Below are 15,235 nucleotides of genomic sequence, written 5' to 3' on the forward strand. Positions count from 1 at the left end.
AGCGGTGGTGACGGCGATTTGGGGGTTGACCTCACTGGCGTCACCTACCCGGCCCGTACTGCGGCGACTCGAGCACGCCGCCTGCGCCGTATACTAGGCGGATGACCGAGCCCGCTTTGGCCGACACCCCCCGCCAGGAGGGCGCCCCCAAGGCCCCCTCTATTCCGCAAACCGCCAAAAAGACGCGCGTGTTCTCCGGTATGCAGCCCTCCGGCGAGCTGCACCTCGGCAACTACGTCGGGGCGCTGCAGCACTGGGTAGCGCGGCAAGACGAGAGCGACAACATCTTCTGCATCGTCGACCTGCACGCGCTGACCATCCCCGAGCAGATCGACGCGCGCGCGCTGCACGACAACGCCCGCAAACTGGCCGCCTTGTACCTCGCGAGCGGGCTCGACCCGGAGAGAAACCTCATCTTTATCCAGTCGCACGTGCGCGAACACAGCGAGCTCGCCTGGATCTTAAACTGCGCGACGCCCTTGGGGTGGTTGCAGCGGATGACCCAGTTCAAGTCCAAAGCGCAGCAGTTTGAGTCGACGGGGACGGGGCTTTTGATCTATCCGGCGCTGCAGGCTGCGGACATCTTGTTGTACGACACCGACGCCGTGCCGGTCGGCGAGGACCAGCGCCAGCACATCGAGCTGACGCGCGACATCGCCATCCGTTTTCACCGCCTTTTCGGTGAGGTCTTCAAGCTGCCTGTAGCGGTGATCCCCGAGGTCGGCGCGCGGGTGATGGGGCTAGACGACCCCGAGACGAAGATGAGCAAGAGCTTGGCGGTGACCCGTCCGGGGCACGCGATCAACCTGCTCGACGACGAGAAGACGATCCGCAAAGCCATCATGTCGGCGGTGACCGACTCGGGCCGCGAGACGCGCTTCGCGCACGCCTCGCCGGGGGTGCGCAACCTGCTGTCGATCTACCAGGCGCTGACGCGTGAGCCGATGAGCGCGGTTGAGGCGACCTTCGCGGGGCAGGGGTACGGCGCGCTCAAAAAGGCGCTCGTCGAGGTGGTGTGGGAGACCCTCAGGCCCCTGCAGGCGCGCTACCACGAGATCATGGCCGACCGCGCGGGGCTCGAGGCGGTGCTGACGCGCGGCGCCGAACGCGCCCGCGAGATCGCGAGCGCCACCATGCAGCGCGTTCGCGACGCTACGGGCGTCGGCTGACGCGCCGCCAAGGCGCCCGAAGCCCGTGGGGGTCTTGCTGCTCTTTCTCGACGGCGTCGGCTTGGGGAGCCCCGACCCGAGCGTCAACCCCTTCGCTGCGGCGCGCACGCCCACGCTAGCGGCCCTGCTCGGCGGTCCGCTGACCGCCGAGCGCACCCCTTTTGCCCGCGACGGGACCCTGTTCGCTTCGCTGGACGCTGGCCTGGGCGTAGCGGGGCTGCCGCAGTCGGCGACCGGGCAGACGGCGCTCCTGACGGGTCGCAACGCCGCCGCCCTGATGGGCCGCCACTACGGGCCGTGGCCCGGTCCGACCCTCAAACGGGTGCTGGACGAGGGCACCCTGTTTCTCGAGGTCGCCCGGGCGGGGGGGCGCGCGGGGCTCGTCAACGCCTTTTCGCCGGCGTACGTCCGGGCGCTCGAGGACCGCAGGGGGGCGCGCGTCAACGTGCCCGTCTACGCCGCTCTGGCCGCCGGGTTGGGGCTCCGCACCGCCGCCGACTACGCGGCGGGGCGGGCGGTGAGCGCCGACTTAGACGGCAGCTATCTGGGCGCCCCCAGACCGCTCGGCGAGGCGGGGGCGGCGCTCGGGCGGCTCGCCAAAGGGTTTGACCTCGCGTTTTTTGACTTTTGGCTCCCCGACACGGCGGGGCACCGCTGGGAGCTGGGGGCGGCGGTCGCGCTCGTCGAAAAGCTCGACGCCTTTTTGGCGGGGCTCCTCGGGGCGCTCGGCGAGACCACCCTCGTGGTGACGTCTGACCACGGCAACGTCGAGGACAAGGGGACGCGCTCGCACACCCGCAACCCCGTGCCGCTCCTGGCGCTGGGGCCGCGGGCGGCGGCGTTCGCCGGGGCTAGAGACCTCACCGACCTCGCCCCGCGCGTCCGCGCCGCTCTCAGCCTAAAAGCGTCGGCAAGATGATGATGGCCGCCTCGTACCAAGCGCCGATGACGAGCAGCAAAAAGGCGATGGGCAGGGTCATCGTCAGCTTGCGAAAGGCGAGGCGAAAACCCCCGAAGCCCTCGCGGACGAGCGTCGCGAGCAGCATCCCGCCGCCGGCGGTTACCAGCACGTAGGCCATGAGTTCGACCACGATGAGGACAAGCACCGCGAGCAGGGTCACGGGGTCGGCTTGAGTCAAAAAGCCGAAGGGCAGCCCGAGGGCGAGAAAGCGCGCGCCGTTGAGCAGATAGGCGAGCGCTCCAAACGAGATCAGGGCGACGCCGTAGGTCGTTACAAGGGTGCCCATGACGAAGTTTTGGTACATCGTCACCACCGCCGCGCGCGCGACGTTGCCGCTCTCGTACGCTTCGGTCGCCCCCAACCCCGCGACGCCCCGCGCGACGATCTCGCTAATTGCCGCCTGGCACACGGGCGGGAGAGCGGCGCCGCTAAAGACGCCCAGGGTGAAGAGCCCGTAAAGGAGCGCCACCGTGCCGATGACCAGGCGGCGGTGCGCCTTGACGTAGCCCCACCCCTCGGCCAGCCAGCGCCGGAAGAACGAGGGGCGCGCGAGCCCGTAGAGGAGCCCCAGCGTCAGGAGCACGAAGCCCCACGCGGCCACGGGGGTCTGGAAAAAGGCGGGGATCGTCGGCGTCGGCTCTCGCTGGAGGCCGACGCGTTCGGCGTTCCAGGCGTTTCCTTCCTCGCGCAACACGACCTCGAGCACCTCGAGGCGCCCGCCGGGGAGGGTGACGGGGTAGGTGTAGCGGCGCGTGGCAGGGTCCTCGGTGGGGCGCTCGACGCGGTTGCCGAAGTTCACCGTGGTGCCCTGGGGGGGCGGCGGGTTCTCGAGGAGCCCCGGCAGCTCGCGGCACAGCTCCTCGGCGGGGACGCCCGCGAGCGCGACCGGGCTGAGCGGTTCGCGCGCCAGCCACGCCCGCACCGCTTCGTCGGCGGCGGCGGTGGGGTCGGTCGTGGGGGCGGCCTGCAGGGCGCCCGGGCTCTGCGCAGCGGGCGCCGCCTGCGCGACCCCGACCCAGAGGGCGAGGAGCACCCAGACGAGGCTCACACCTCCTCCAAGGGCACGCCTGCGCGGCAGAGGGGGCACGCGTCGGGGGCGTAGGAGGGGAACTCGAGCTGCACGAGCGAGCGGGGCGCCAAGGGCGACCCCAGACGGTCGATGATGCAGCCGATGTCGACGCACCTAGCGCCCTCCGCTTCGGCGGCGCGGATCGCCTTGCGGAGGCTGCCGCCGGTGGTGATCACGTCTTCGACGGCCAAAAAGCGCTCGCCCGGGGTGACTTTAAAGGCGTCGCGGAGGATCATCCCCTTACCCGCCTTTTCGGCGAAGAGCGCGCGGCAGCCGAGCGCCTTGGCGACCGTGTGGGCGAGGATCACGCCGCCCATCGCCGGCCCCAGCACGAAGTCGAGCTCAAGGTCGCGGAACTTCTCCGCGAGCGCCGCCCCGAGCGCTTCGGCGTGTTCGGGGTACTGCATGACGGTGGTTGACTGCAAGAACTTGGGGGAGTGGCGCCCCGAGGCGAGCAAAAAGTGCCCCTCGAGGTAGGCCCCGGTCTGCTTGTAGAGGTCAAGGACGTCCATTAGGTGTAGCATACCGCCCCCGCAGCGCCGGTGCGGGGGCGCATCCAGTAAACTGGCGTATGGACCTCTCGCCCGAGCAGATCGACGACCTCACCGACCTCGCCCAGGGGGCGCTGCTGGTGCACCAGCGCTCCGAGGCGCAGTGGTACCTCTACCTCGAGGGGAGCCCCGTGCACGAGGTTTCCGAAAAGGACGTGGCGCTCTACCTGGAGCGGGGGTGGGTCGAGCGGCAGGGGTTCGAGAGCGCTCTTAACCTCGAGATGTACGCGCTCACCGAGGCGGGCCACGACGCCATCGAACCCTTTTTGGAGGCCGAGGCGCGGGTCGGCGCGCCTCACCTGCTGCTCAGCGCCGCCACTGCGGAGGCGGACGGGGAGACGCTCCTCGTCGCGGTGCCGATTGACCCTTTCGACGTTGAGCAGCTGCGCCGGCGCACGGTGCTCGCCGAGACGCTCGCCGCGGCCGACGAGGCGTTCGTCGCGCTCGAGTACGAAGCGGAGCTCCTCGCGCTCGACGCGAGCCGCCACGAGGAGCTGCAGGCGCTGCTGCCGAACCCGGAGGCGCACGCGCTCGTAACGGCGCTCCCTGAGAGCTGGCACGACGCAGCGGGGCTCGAGGTACGTTGGGCGAGCGTGCTGGTCGGTGAGGGGGGGTTTTCGTTCGCGCTCGAGCTCGCCGACGGGCGCCGCTTCGAAACGGCCGAGCTCGCCGAAGCGGCGCTCATGGAGGCGGCCATGACGCTTATGGGGGCGGAGTTGGGGGCGCCCTCGGAGGCGTCGGCCTAGGGAGCGGGCCGCTCGTCGGTCGCCGCCCGAGCGCTGCGTGTGGTGTGTGGCCAGTAGTCAGCAGTCAGTAGCCAGTAGCCAGTAGACCACGGGCCACGAGCCACCTGCGCGCCTAGCGGCGCCGCTTCGGTAAAGGTGGCGGCAGCGCGGGGGGGCGAAGGCGTACCCCTGCAGGTACGCGACGCCGTGCGCGAGCAGCCACGCGGTCTCCTCGTCGCGCTCGACCCCTTCGGCGAGGGTGGCGACGCCGAGTTCGTGGGCGAGCTCGAGAAGCTTGGCGAGCAGCTTCTGCTTGAAGGGGTCGGTGTGGACGCCGCTGACGAGCCCCCGGTCGAACTTGACGAAGTCGGGGCGCAGCTCTGCAAGGAGCGTGAGCGAGCTGTAGCCCGAACCGAGGTCGTCGAGCGCGACCCGAAAGCCCTGGTCGCGGTAGAAGCGGATGATGGTCTGCAGGTGCTCCACGCTGCCGATGTGATCGCTCTCGACGACCTCGAAGACGACGTCGTGCGGGGCGATACCCGCTTCGCGGATGGCCTGGGTGGTGCTCCGGAGGCAGAACCTGGGGTCGTAGATGGCGGTCGGGTTGAAGTTGATAAAGAGCGGTACGCTGATGCCGCACGCCCGCGCGTTGCTGATGGCGCTCAGCCGCGCCGCGCGGTCGACTTGAAAAAGCAGGTCGGCGGCGCGGGCGGTGCTAAAGATCGCGTCCGGGTAGACCGTCTGACCGTCCTCCAGGCGCCCGCGTAGCAGGCACTCGTAGGCGTAAGGGGTCTCTAGGTCCGAAGCGGCGACGATGGGTTGGAAGGCGTTGTAAAACCGCTTTTCGTGGAGCATGGCCACGAGCCAGCTCGAGCCGAGACGGGCCCGCAGCCCGTCGAGCGTCAGGGTGCGCTCGAGCACCTTGCGCGCGCCCCGCGCCTCGCTCGGCGCGTCCCAGAAGACCCTGCAACTGCCGCGCTCGAACGCGCTGAGCGCCTCCCAAGCGGTTTCGGTGGCTTCATGCAGGCGCCCTTCGGGGACGTTAACGGCGAACGCGCCGAGCGCCGAGGGTTGCAGCTCGAAGCGCGCCGCGAGCGCCCGCCGCAGTTTGCTCCGCGTGTGCCCCAAGGGGTGCGTGAGGTGCAGCGTACCCGCTTCGTCGGCGGGCGCTGGCGCGCTCGCGCAGAAGGTGCAGCCACCCGCCTCGTGCGTCCCCGCAACGTCTGGCACGGCCTCCTCCTGGGCCCTGGTTGTAGACGCGTCCGCCGTAGCGGTAGCGCTCGTCGTGATCGTCATCGTTGTCCCCCTCACCACTGCGCATCCTTCGGGACAGCGTAAGCTGGCCCTTCTGACAAAACGCTTACACCCAACCCACCTAGCTTAGAGGGTGGGGCGGCGGGGGGTTCACCCGCTATGGCCGCTGGAGACCGCTCGCCGACGCTTCGTGCGCCTAGGCCAGGTCGTAACGCCCCAGAGGGCGTAGAGTCGGGCTAGCCCCTCGGCCGGAGCTCCCGTCACCGCCGAGGGGTCGCAGGAGCGCCCAGGGTGGCTTGCTCGAGTAGGCTGGCGGCGTTCGTGAACGTGCGGGGGTGGGGGCCCGGGGGCTCGCACGGAAAGGAGCAGCGTGGCTGACGTGGACTTTGACGTGATCATCATCGGTGCGGGTCAGGCGAGCGTCCCCCTGGCGCGGGCGCTCGCCGAAGCGGGGCGGGAGGTAGCGCTCGCCGAGCGCAAACACCTCGGCGGGTCGTGCGTCAACTTCGGTTGCACCCCGACAAAAGCGGTCATCAGCTCGGCCAAGGTGGCGCACCTCGCGCGCCGCGCGGCCGACTACGGGGTGCACGTGGGTGCTGTCGAGGTGGACCTCGAGGCGGTCTTGGCGCGCGCTGAAAGCATCCTGCAAAGCTCGAGGCAGAGCCTGCGCAGCACCCTCGACGAGGCCGGCGTCCGCCTCATCGAGGGTAGCGCGCGCCTCGCGGGGCGCCACGGCGAGGCGTTTGGGGTGCAGGTCGGGGGCGAGACGCTGCGCGCGGGGGCGGTGGTGCTCAACACGGGGACGCGCACGGCCATCCCGCCCATTGAGGGGCTAGAGGCGCTTGTGGAGGGCGGCAGGGTGCTCACCGCCGAGACCTGGCTCGCGCAGCGCACCGTGCCGAAGCACCTGGCGGTTCTCGGCGGGTCGTACATCGGGCTCGAGCTCGGCCAGTTCTACCGCCGCATGGGGAGCGAGGTGACGATCTTTGAGACCGCCGAGCGGATCGCCGCGCGCGAGGACGAGGACGTGTCGCGCGCGCTGCAAGCGCTTCTGGAGGGGGAGGGCGTCCGCTTCCACCTGGGCGCGCAGGTTGAACGCGTGTCGGCGCAGAGCGAGGGGTTAGAGCTGCACCTAGAGGGCGGTGAGAGGGTCGCCGCCAGTCACCTCTTGATCGCGGCGGGGCGCCAACCGAACACCGACGCGCTCGACCTATCGTCCGTGGGCCTGGAGCCGGACGACGGAGGCTTTTTAGAGGTCGACGAGCGCCTCGCCTCGAAGGTCGCGGGTATCTGGGTCGCCGGCGACATTCGCGGTGGGCCGATGTTCACCCACACCGCCTACGACGACTTCGAGGTGCTCGCCTCGCAGCTCCTCGGGGAGGGCGAGCGGACCGCCGAGCGCCTGGTGCCCTACGCCATGTTCACCGACCCGCAGCTCGGCCGCGTCGGGATGAGCGAGCGCGAGGCGAGGGAGGCGGGCTTCGAGGTCCGCGTGGCGACCTACGACATGAAGGCAAACGGGCGGGCGCGGGCGCTCGGCGAGGAGGACGGTTTTGTCAAGGTGGTCGTAGACGCGAGGACGCAGAAGCTTTTAGGTGCCGCCGTGCTCGCTGCCGAAGGGGCGGAGCTCGTTCACGTCTTCGTCGCGCTGATGAACGCGGGTGCTCCCTACACGGTGCTCGACAGGGCGCTCCACATCCACCCGACGCTCTCGGAAGCGACCAAGAGCGTCGTCAAGGGGTTGGGTGCCTGAAGCGCTCGAGGTCTGGCGGCGTGGCGGTTGCGGAGCGCTAGCTCGAGAGCTTGTGGCAAGTGGTCTGTGGCTAGTGGACTGCAAGTTAGCGGCCACTTGCTACGAGCCACGAGCCGCGCGCCACACACCCCTCACCCTTGTGCAGTCCTGAGGCGCGCCGCCCAGTCCACCGCCCGGCCCCGCAACTCATCGGCGGCGGGGAGGCTTCTAAGCCGCATGCACTCGTGGACGCGGCAGAGATCGGCGTCGCGCCCGGCACCCAGGACGGCGGCGAGGCGGCCCTTTTGGAGGTAGTACGCCAAAAAGTCCCAGGCGTCTAGGTCGCCTTGGATGACGACCTCGTCCCACGCCTCGGCGTGCCCGACGTAGCGCAGCCCTTTGCCGTGCTGCAGCGTCCAGAAAAAGGGCACGCCGTCAAAGGTCTCCGCGCTCCCCAACATGGCCCGCGCGGCGGCGCGCCCGGTCTGCATCGCCACGCGCCAGTGCTCGACCCGGATGCGCCCGGGGCCGTAGGGGTTCGGGTAGCGCGCGACGTCCCCGGCGGCGTAGAGCGGTCCCGGTGCGCCCACGACCCGAAACGACCCGTCGACGGCGAGGCTGCCGTCGTCCTCTAGAGGTACCCCCGCCAGAAACCCCGTCGCGGGTTCGACCCCGACGCCGACGAGCACGAGGTCGGCCTCCAGCGCGCGGCCGTCCTCTAACACGACCCCGGCGACGCGCCCCTCCCCTTCAAAGCGCGCGACCTGCGCCTCGGTCAGGAGCGTGACGCCGTTTTGGCGGTGCAGCTCGGCGAACGCGCGCCCCACGGCGCTCCCCAAAAGGCGTTCGAAGGGGACGGTGTCGGGGGTAATGGCCGTGACCGCGAGGCCGCGCGCGCGCAGGCTCGAGGCGCACTCCATGCCGATAAAGCTCGCCCCGACGAGCACCACGCGCCGCGCCCCCTCGGCCTCCGAGAGGAGCGCCCGCGCGTCGTGGAGGGTGCGCAGCGTGTGGACGCCCTCGAGCTCGGCGCCGGGCAGCTCGAGGCGCCGCGGCGCACCGCCGGTCGCGAGCAGCAGCGCGTCGTAGGCCAGCGTCTCGCCGCCCTCCAGGGTGAGGGTCTGCGCGGCCGGGTCGACGCGCGTCACCTGAGCCTCGAGCCGTTCGATGTCGCATGCGCTGTAAAAGGCCCCGTCACGCAGCGGGATCCAGCCCTTCGTCGCCTCCTCTTTGAGGTAGTCCTTGCTTAAGAGCGTGCGGTCGTAGGGGCCGTCTTGGCCCACAAGCAGCACGCGCCCCCGAAACCCCGCCTCGCGCAGGGCTTCGGCCGCCGCCGCGCCCGCCGCGCCGGCGCCCAGGATGACGAAGCGGCGCGCGTCCGCCTCCGGCGCCCCCGCCCCCTCGGGGAGGACGCGCCCTAACACGGGGTCGGGGAGGGTGACGAAGACCTCGTCGCCCTCGACGCGGGTCTCAAAGCGCGGCAGGGCGTCTAGGGCGGGGGGCTCGAGGAGCGCCCCCGTCGCGGCGGCGAAGCAGGCGTGGTGCCACGGGCAGACCAGGCGGCCGTCACTCAGGATACCCTCGGCGAGCAGCGCGCCGTAGTGGGTGCAGCGGCCGTAGAGGGCGTGCAGCTCGCCCCCTACGCGGACGAGTACGAGGTCGGTCTCGCCGACCTTGACGGGGTAGAGTTCGCCTTCGCGCACGTCGCGCGCTCTAGCTACGCGGTGAGTTGTCATGGTGCCCCACTCTACCGGGTGGCCGCAGCCCGCTCCGGAGCCCGGCTTGCAGTTTGGGGGCCGGTGGCGCGTGGCAAGTGGCGTGTGGCGTGTGGCAAGTGGCAAGAGGTAGGTGGCGTGTGGCAAGTGGCCCGTGGCTGGTAGGCCGCGAACCACACGCCACGAACCACAAGCCGCGAACCACAAGCCACGAACTACAACCCACAGGCCACCAACCCCGTGCCCTCCGCAACCCGGTACACTAGCTCTGTGACGTGGTTTTTCCTCGATGGCGCCCCGCCGCGCCTGGTGAGCACCCTCTGGCGGACCGCGCAGGCGTTCGTACCCCGCCTGGCGCGCGCCGACGACGCTTTTGCCGCGCGCGTCTTGCCGCGCGCCGAGTACGCGCTCTACCGGCGGATGGACGTGCGCGACCGCGCGCACGCGTGCGGGGTCGCTCGCGCGCTCCTGACGCTCGAGCCCGCCGCCCCCAGCACGCTCTTGCGCGCCGCTCTGCTGCACGACGTCGGCAAGTCGGGGCGCCGTTACCGCCCTCTAGAGCGCATCCTGGTCGCCCTCTACACCCCCCGCGCGCTGCCGCACGCGCCGCGCCTGCGGGGGCTGCGCGGGGCGTGGCAACGGCGGCGCCACCACCCCCGCTACGGCGCCGAGCTGATCCTCGCCGCCGGCGGCGACCCGCGCGTCGCCGAGCTCGTCGCGCGGCACCACCACCCGGCGGGTGACCCGGAGGCCGAGCTCCTCCGGCGGGCCGATGCGCGCTTCTAAAGACCCCGAGCTGCAAGGGGCGCTCGACTGGCTCTTCGCCCGCCAGCGCTTCGGGGTTCAGCTGGGGCTCGAGCGGATGCGCGCGCTGCTAGCCGCCTTAGACCATCCGGAAGGGGCCTTCGAGAGCCTGTTGGTCGGCGGTACGAACGGCAAGGGGAGCGTCACGAGCACGCTCGCGTCGATTTTGCACGCGGCGGGGCGCCCCGTGGGCCGCTTTACCAGCCCGCACCTCACGCACTTTCGGGAGCGCTTTACGCTCGCGGGGGAGCCCGTCGGGGAAGCGCCGCTGCTGAGGGCCCTCAAGGACGTGCGGCCTCACGCCGAGCGCTTGGGCGCCACCTTTTTCGAGATCACCACGGCCGTCGCGCTTTTGCTCTTCGCCCGCGCGGGCGTTACAGTCGCCGTCATGGAGGTCGGGCTCGGCGGGCGCTTGGACGCCACGAACGCCCTTTCGCCGCGCCTCAGCGTCATCACCGGGGTCGCGCTCGACCACACCGAGGTCTTGGGGGGGACGGTCGCCGAGATCGCCATTGAAAAGGCCGGGATCCTCCGGCCCGGCCGTTTGGCGCTGACCGGCGCGGCGGGGGAGGCGCTCGCGGTCATCGCGCGCGAGGCTGCGCGCTTGGGGGCCCCCCTGTGGCGGCTCGGGCACGAGATCTCGGTCACGGCGCGCGACGAAGGCTGGCGGGGCTCGAGCCTCACCGTCGGGACGCCGGCGGGGGCGCTGGCGGTGCGCACCCCCCTCATCGGCGCCCACCAGGTGCCCAACACGGCGCTCGCGGTCGCGGCGGCGCGCGCCCTGGAGGTCCCGGACGCGGCGATCGTGCGCGGCGTGGCGGGGGTGCGCTGGCCGGGGCGGCTCGAGCCCGTGCCCTACCGGGGGCGCACGGTGCTGCTCGACGGGGCGCACAACCCGGCGGCGGCGGCGGCGCTCGCGGCGACCTTGGAGCGCCTCGGGGTGGCCCCCGCGCTCCTCGTCTTCGGCACCTCAGCCGACAAGGACGCCCGCGAGATGGTCCGCGCCCTCGCCGGGAGCGTGCGGGCGACCATCGCCACGCGCGCCCGCCTCAGCCCGCGCTCGAGCCCGCCCGAAACCCTGGCCGCGCTCTGGCGCGACGCGGCGCGGCCCGCGCAGGTCGCCCCCACGCCGGAGGCGGCGCTGGCGCTGGCGCTCGAGAGCAGCCAGCCCGGCGAGACGGTGGTGGTCGCCGGCAGCCTCTACCTCGTCGGCGAGGTGCGCCCGCTGCTCGTGGGGGAAGCGGGTGAGGGGTGGGAGCGGCTCCAGTGAGGCAAACAAAATTTTCACGAACCAGAGTATTGTGAATTAAATAACATGAAGTCCTACCCCGCCGAGAGCCGGTACGATAAACCCGTGACCACCCCACCCTCCAGACCCGCGTCCACCCCAACCGGCCACGGCCTGACGTTCGCCTACCCCGTCCCCGGGGGCGTCCGCACCGCTGCGGGGTGGCGCTGGCGCTGGTCGGGGGTCGCCGTCATGGGGATTCTCAACGTGACCCCCGATTCGTTCTCCGACGGCGGCCGCTACCTCGCGCCGGAGCGGGCCGCAGCGCACGCGCAGGCGCTCATCGCGGCGGGGGCGGCGGTGCTCGACGTCGGCGCCGAGTCGACCCGCCCCGGCGCCGAGCCCGTCCCCGCCGAGGTCGAGCTCGACCGGCTGTTGCCGGTGCTCGCGCGCCTTAAAGGGGCGCCCGTGCCGCTCAGCGTCGACACCTACAAACCCGAGGTCGCCGCCGCGGCGCTCGCGGCGGGCGCGCACCTCGTCAACGACGTCAGCGGTCTGCGCGACCCCGAGATGGTGCGCGTCTGCGCGGCCGCGGGGGCGCCGGCCGTGGTGATGCACATGCAGGGGACGCCGAAGACGATGCAGGACGCACCCCACTACGAGGACGTGGTGGGGGAGGTGCGGGGCTTTTTGCAGGCGCGCGCCGCCGCGGCGCTCGAGGCGGGCGTCCCGAGCGTGCTGCTCGACCCCGGCATCGGCTTCGGCAAGACCCTGGCGCACAACCTGGCGCTGTTGCGGAACCTGCGGGCGTTCACCGCGCTCGGCCACCCCGTCTTGCTGGGCGCTTCGCGCAAGGGGATCGTGCGGCTGCTCACGGGCGCCGAAGCGCCCGAGGCGCGCGACGCGGGCTCCCTGGCGCTGCACCTCTGGGGGGTGCAGCAGGGGGTCAGCATGGTGCGGGTGCATGAGGTGGCCGCCCACGTCAGCGCGCTTAAAGCGTGGGCGGCGCTCGCGGACGAGGGCGCTGTGGGGGAGACCTGAGGTGGACCGGATCGTGCTCGCGGGGCTCGAGTTTCACGCCCACCACGGCGTCTTCGCGGCAGAAGGGGAGCTGGGCGCGCGCTTCGTCGTCGACGTCGAGCTCTTTTTGCCCCTCTCACGCACCGACGACCTCGCGGCGACGGTCGACTACGGCGCCGTCTACGCGCTCGTGCGGGCGCGCGTGACAGGGGAGCGCTTCGCCCTCATCGAGGCCCTGGCGGTCGACATCGCGACCCGCCTTTTGGCCGCGCACCCCCCCCTGCGGCGCGTGCTGGTGCGGGTGCACAAACCGCACGCGCCGCTGCCGGGGGTGTTCCGCGACGTCTTTGCGGAGGTCGTGCGTGAGCGTTCGTGAGGGCGATAGCGCCAGCGGCGGCGTCGAAGGTGTCTTCGTCGCGCTAGGGGCGAACCTGGGCGACCCGCTCGCGAGCTTGCGCTGGGCCCGGACCGCGCTCTCTAGCGTGAGCCGCATCCGGGGCGCCTCGAGCCTCTACCGCACCGCGCCGGTCGGCGGCCCGCCGGGGCAACCCGACTACCTCAACGCGGTCTTAGAGCTCACGCCCTTCGAGGAGGAGCCGGAGCGCTTCATGGCGGTGCTCTTAGAGCTCGAGCGCCGCTGCGGGCGCGTCCGCAGCGAGCGCTGGGGGCCGCGCACCTTGGACCTCGACCTCTTGGCGTGGGGCGCGCGCGTCCAAAAGAGCCCGAGGCTCACCCTGCCGCACCCCCGCATGATGGTGCGCGCTTTCGTGCTGGCGCCCCTTTGCGAGCTGGCGCCGAGCTGGCGGCATCCGGTGACGGGTACCCTGGCGTGTGACGCGCTGCGAGCGCTCGGGGGCGCGCCGCCGGTCGTCCGGACCCCTCTGGCGTGGGGTTGACGCGGTAGCGCCTCACGCCGAGGGGCGCAGGCGGCGGCGTGGGCGCGGTAAGCTTGGGCGGTATGCGTGTTTTCGCCATCGCCGACCCCCACCTCTCGAGCGCGCATCCTAAACCCATGACCGTCTTTGGCGACACCTGGGCGGGCCACCCGGAGGCGTTTTTCAGGGGTTGGCGCCGCACCGTCGCCGACGATGACCTCGTGCTCGTCCCCGGTGACATCTCCTGGGCGATGAGCTTGGAGGACGCGCTCGGCGACCTGCGGGCGATCGCCGCGCTGCCGGGGCGCAAGGTTCTCTTGCGCGGTAACCACGACTACTGGTGGCCGTCGGTCTCCAAGCTGCGCGCCGCCCTACCCGAGGGGATGTACGCGCTGCAAAACGACGCGCTGCGCTTTGGGGGGGTCGTCGTCGCGGGGACGCGCGGTTGGGTGTGCCCCGGTGCCCCCGGTTTTAGCGAGGACGACGAGCGGATCTACCGGCGCGAGCTCGCGCGCCTCGACCTGTCGCTTCAAGCCGCACAACGGCTCCGCGAGGTGGGGACCAAGCTCGTGGTGATGCTCCACTACCCGCCGACGAACGCGCGCTTAGAACCCTCTGGGTTTACCGAACGTCTGGCGGCGGCCGCCCCCGACGCGGTGGTCTTCGGGCACCTTCACGGCGACTACCGGGGCCGCGTCGTGGAGCACGTCGGCGAGGCCCCCGCCTACTTGGTCGCGGCGGACGCGCTCGAGTTCGTGCCAAGGTTGATTTTGCCGGACAACGACTGACGTTTTAAGGTGCCAGCACTATGATAGCTTAGGTATCAAGGATGAGATCATGGACGCAAACCTAAAACCGGAGGCCCCAAGGCCCCTTGAGTTGAGCATCGCTAAACTCGAGGGCGCCTATGAGCAGATGGATCGGCGTATGGGAACCCTTGAAACGGACCTGACCCAAGGGCTGGCGGACGTGCGCGCAGAAATCCGAAGTCTGCGGGGCGAGATCAACAACTTGAGAAACCTTATCTTCATTCTTTTCGGCGCTCTAGGCGTGCTAATCAGTATCTATCAATTCTTAGGGTAATCATTTACGTTAGTTGGTGCTTGCTGCTCTAGGGCTGCCAAGCTGCGAGAAACGTCCGTTTGAGGGGTACAACGACGGTTCCTCAAACGGACGTCGCCTATAAAACAGTACCTAAAACCGCAGGTTGAACCCCGTCGACAGCTCCGCGTCGACGTTGTTCACCGGCGCAAAACCGTAAGACGTGACGAGTTGCACAAAGAGCCCCAAGCGCGGGGTGAGCAGGTACTCGGTGCCGAAAGGCGCCTCGAGAAGCCACGCGCCGCCGCTCGGGCGCACCGTGCCGCCGACGCCCAAACCGCCGTAGAGCTTGAGGTCTTCGCTGAGGAGGTCGGCGCGCGCGAGGGCGTCGAGGGCCAGGCGCAGCTCGCGGTTGCCGCCGTTAAAGGTCAGCCGCGCCGCCGGTCCGACGGGGCCGATGAGGTTGTCGAAACCCGCCTGCACGCTCAAGTACACGTCGCCGGCGGTCGAGATGACGCCGGGGGAGATGCCGACATAAAAGGGGTGCGCTGGCGGCGCGCTAAACTGCACCTGCAGCTCCGGTAGGGGCGTCGCTACGGGGTCGCCGGCGCGCGCTTCGGCGGCTGGCGTCGGGATGGTCTGCTCGGCCTCCTGAGCGGTTTGGGGAGCGGCGCTCGCTGGCTGCGTAGACGCTTGGGCTTCGCGCAGAGCGGCCTCGAGCGCCGCGACGCGCGCCTCCAAGCGGCGGGTGGTCTCGAATGTCTGCGCCTCCTGCGCGGCGCTCCCCGCCGCCGCTCCGGGGGGGACTGCCGCCTCGAGGCGCTCTAAAAGCCGCGCCGCGACGACCGCTAGCTCGTAGCGCGTCGCAGCGCGGGTGCCGTCAAAACGGCCGTCGGGGTAGCCGGTCAAGATGCCGAGCTCGGTGAGCGCGCGCACGGCGCGGTAGGCCCAGTGGGTGTCGGGCAGGTCGTAAAACGCTTCCGGCGCCGGTTGGGTGGCGCCCGTGGGGGTCTGCGCGGCCGCCAGCCCGGTGCAGAGCCCCACGGCGAGCGCCCAAGCGCTCAGGGTGCGGCGTAAGGGTCGTTTCATCT

The 15,235-nt window shown here is 70.8% G+C and carries 16 protein-coding genes; 11 read left to right on the forward strand and 5 right to left on the reverse strand.

Annotated features, from left to right (window positions below; all coding sequences use genetic code 11):
* Nucleotides 1–101: 101 nt before the first annotated feature.
* Together trpS and TRAD_RS07205 are read left to right on the forward strand one after the other, a co-directional pair.
* Entirely contained in the window at nucleotides 102–1,169 is a 1,068-nt protein-coding gene (trpS, locus tag TRAD_RS07200; protein WP_013177943.1) for a tryptophan--tRNA ligase, read from the forward strand.
* Nucleotides 1,170–1,194: 25 nt separating this feature from the next.
* Nucleotides 1,195–2,088 (forward strand): alkaline phosphatase family protein, encoded by an 894-nt coding sequence (locus tag TRAD_RS07205; RefSeq protein WP_013177944.1) that lies wholly within the window; start codon nucleotides 1,195–1,197, stop codon nucleotides 2,086–2,088.
* Here TRAD_RS07205 and TRAD_RS07210 read toward each other — a convergent pair.
* Together TRAD_RS07210 and pyrE are read right to left on the reverse strand one after the other, a co-directional pair.
* A complete protein-coding gene (locus TRAD_RS07210) occupies nucleotides 2,063–3,178 on the reverse strand; it encodes a hypothetical protein (protein ID WP_013177945.1) in 1,116 nt (371 codons plus the stop codon). The two genes, TRAD_RS07205 and TRAD_RS07210, sit on opposite strands and share 26 nt — an antisense overlap.
* Entirely contained in the window at nucleotides 3,175–3,711 is a 537-nt protein-coding gene (pyrE, locus tag TRAD_RS07215; protein WP_041947187.1) for an orotate phosphoribosyltransferase, read from the reverse strand. The genes TRAD_RS07210 and pyrE overlap by 4 nt, the downstream gene beginning before the upstream one ends.
* A 59-nt stretch (nucleotides 3,712–3,770) precedes the next feature.
* On the opposite strand from pyrE, the gene TRAD_RS07220 reads away from it, so the two are divergent.
* The gene (locus TRAD_RS07220; RefSeq protein ID WP_013177947.1) at nucleotides 3,771–4,496 is read left to right on the forward strand and encodes a hypothetical protein; all 726 of its coding nucleotides are present in this window, start codon (nucleotides 3,771–3,773) and stop codon (nucleotides 4,494–4,496) included.
* A gap of 57 nt (nucleotides 4,497–4,553) precedes the next feature.
* Here TRAD_RS07220 and TRAD_RS07225 read toward each other — a convergent pair whose 3' ends face one another.
* On the reverse strand, nucleotides 4,554–5,771 hold the full coding sequence (locus TRAD_RS07225) for an EAL domain-containing protein (protein WP_083770753.1): 1,218 nt from the start codon (nucleotides 5,769–5,771) through the stop codon (nucleotides 4,554–4,556).
* A gap of 328 nt (nucleotides 5,772–6,099) precedes the next feature.
* Here TRAD_RS07225 and TRAD_RS07230 point away from each other — a divergent pair, with 328 nt between their 5' ends.
* Complete coding sequence (locus tag TRAD_RS07230) at nucleotides 6,100–7,482, forward strand: mercuric reductase (RefSeq protein WP_013177949.1); 1,383 nt, start codon at nucleotides 6,100–6,102, stop codon at nucleotides 7,480–7,482.
* A 131-nt stretch (nucleotides 7,483–7,613) separates the two neighbouring features.
* On the opposite strand, the gene TRAD_RS07235 is transcribed toward TRAD_RS07230, so the two are convergent.
* A complete protein-coding gene (locus TRAD_RS07235; RefSeq protein ID WP_013177950.1) occupies nucleotides 7,614–9,197 on the reverse strand; it encodes an FAD-dependent oxidoreductase in 1,584 nt (527 codons plus the stop codon).
* A 249-nt stretch (nucleotides 9,198–9,446) separates the two neighbouring features.
* Here TRAD_RS07235 and TRAD_RS07240 point away from each other — a divergent pair, with 249 nt between their 5' ends.
* The 7 genes from TRAD_RS07240 (at nucleotide 9,447) to TRAD_RS07270 (ending at nucleotide 14,186) form a co-directional block, all read left to right on the forward strand.
* The gene (locus TRAD_RS07240) at nucleotides 9,447–9,962 is read left to right on the forward strand and encodes an HD domain-containing protein (protein WP_013177951.1); all 516 of its coding nucleotides are present in this window, start codon (nucleotides 9,447–9,449) and stop codon (nucleotides 9,960–9,962) included.
* Entirely contained in the window at nucleotides 9,949–11,250 is a 1,302-nt protein-coding gene (locus tag TRAD_RS07245; RefSeq protein WP_013177952.1) for a bifunctional folylpolyglutamate synthase/dihydrofolate synthase, read from the forward strand. The genes TRAD_RS07240 and TRAD_RS07245 overlap by 14 nt, the downstream gene beginning before the upstream one ends.
* Before the next feature lie 45 nt (nucleotides 11,251–11,295).
* Entirely contained in the window at nucleotides 11,296–12,249 is a 954-nt protein-coding gene (gene folP, locus TRAD_RS07250) for a dihydropteroate synthase (protein WP_013177953.1), read from the forward strand.
* 1 nt (nucleotide 12,250) lies between these two features.
* Entirely contained in the window at nucleotides 12,251–12,604 is a 354-nt protein-coding gene (folB, locus tag TRAD_RS07255; RefSeq protein WP_013177954.1) for a dihydroneopterin aldolase, read from the forward strand.
* On the forward strand, nucleotides 12,591–13,124 hold the full coding sequence (folK, locus tag TRAD_RS07260; protein WP_013177955.1) for a 2-amino-4-hydroxy-6-hydroxymethyldihydropteridine diphosphokinase: 534 nt from the start codon (nucleotides 12,591–12,593) through the stop codon (nucleotides 13,122–13,124). The genes folB and folK overlap by 14 nt, the downstream gene beginning before the upstream one ends.
* A 62-nt stretch (nucleotides 13,125–13,186) precedes the next feature.
* Nucleotides 13,187–13,891, forward strand: coding sequence for a metallophosphoesterase (locus TRAD_RS07265; protein WP_041947188.1), 705 nt, complete (start codon nucleotides 13,187–13,189; stop codon nucleotides 13,889–13,891).
* Between the two features lie 49 nt (nucleotides 13,892–13,940).
* Nucleotides 13,941–14,186, forward strand: a complete 246-nt coding sequence (locus TRAD_RS07270) for a hypothetical protein (protein ID WP_013177957.1) — start codon at nucleotides 13,941–13,943, stop codon at nucleotides 14,184–14,186.
* A 111-nt stretch (nucleotides 14,187–14,297) separates the two neighbouring features.
* Here TRAD_RS07270 and TRAD_RS07275 read toward each other — a convergent pair whose 3' ends face one another.
* Nucleotides 14,298–15,233, reverse strand: a complete 936-nt coding sequence (locus TRAD_RS07275) for an S-layer homology domain-containing protein (RefSeq protein WP_013177958.1) — start codon at nucleotides 15,231–15,233, stop codon at nucleotides 14,298–14,300.
* Nucleotides 15,234–15,235 lie beyond the last annotated feature (2 nt).

It is taken from the genome of Truepera radiovictrix DSM 17093, assembly GCF_000092425.1.
GTDB classification, from domain to species: Bacteria; Deinococcota; Deinococci; order Deinococcales; family Trueperaceae; genus Truepera; species Truepera radiovictrix.

Excerpts from the sequence above, each read along its gene's own strand:
- trpS (WP_013177943.1), top strand. The coding sequence starts at position 102 with ATGACCGAGCCCGCTTTGGCCGACACCCCCCGCCAGGAGGGCGCCCCC.
- pyrE (WP_041947187.1), bottom strand. The coding sequence starts at position 3,711 with ATGGACGTCCTTGACCTCTACAAGCAGACCGGGGCCTACCTCGAGGGG.
- TRAD_RS07220 (WP_013177947.1), top strand. The coding sequence starts at position 3,771 with ATGGACCTCTCGCCCGAGCAGATCGACGACCTCACCGACCTCGCCCAG.
- TRAD_RS07225 (WP_083770753.1), bottom strand. The coding sequence starts at position 5,771 with ATGACGATCACGACGAGCGCTACCGCTACGGCGGACGCGTCTACAACC.
- TRAD_RS07235 (WP_013177950.1), bottom strand. The coding sequence starts at position 9,197 with ATGACAACTCACCGCGTAGCTAGAGCGCGCGACGTGCGCGAAGGCGAA.
- TRAD_RS07245 (WP_013177952.1), top strand. The coding sequence starts at position 9,949 with ATGCGCGCTTCTAAAGACCCCGAGCTGCAAGGGGCGCTCGACTGGCTC.
- folP (WP_013177953.1), top strand. The coding sequence starts at position 11,296 with ATGAAGTCCTACCCCGCCGAGAGCCGGTACGATAAACCCGTGACCACC.
- TRAD_RS07265 (WP_041947188.1), top strand. The coding sequence starts at position 13,187 with ATGCGTGTTTTCGCCATCGCCGACCCCCACCTCTCGAGCGCGCATCCT.
- TRAD_RS07270 (WP_013177957.1), top strand. The coding sequence starts at position 13,941 with ATGGACGCAAACCTAAAACCGGAGGCCCCAAGGCCCCTTGAGTTGAGC.
- TRAD_RS07275 (WP_013177958.1), bottom strand. The coding sequence starts at position 15,233 with ATGAAACGACCCTTACGCCGCACCCTGAGCGCTTGGGCGCTCGCCGTG.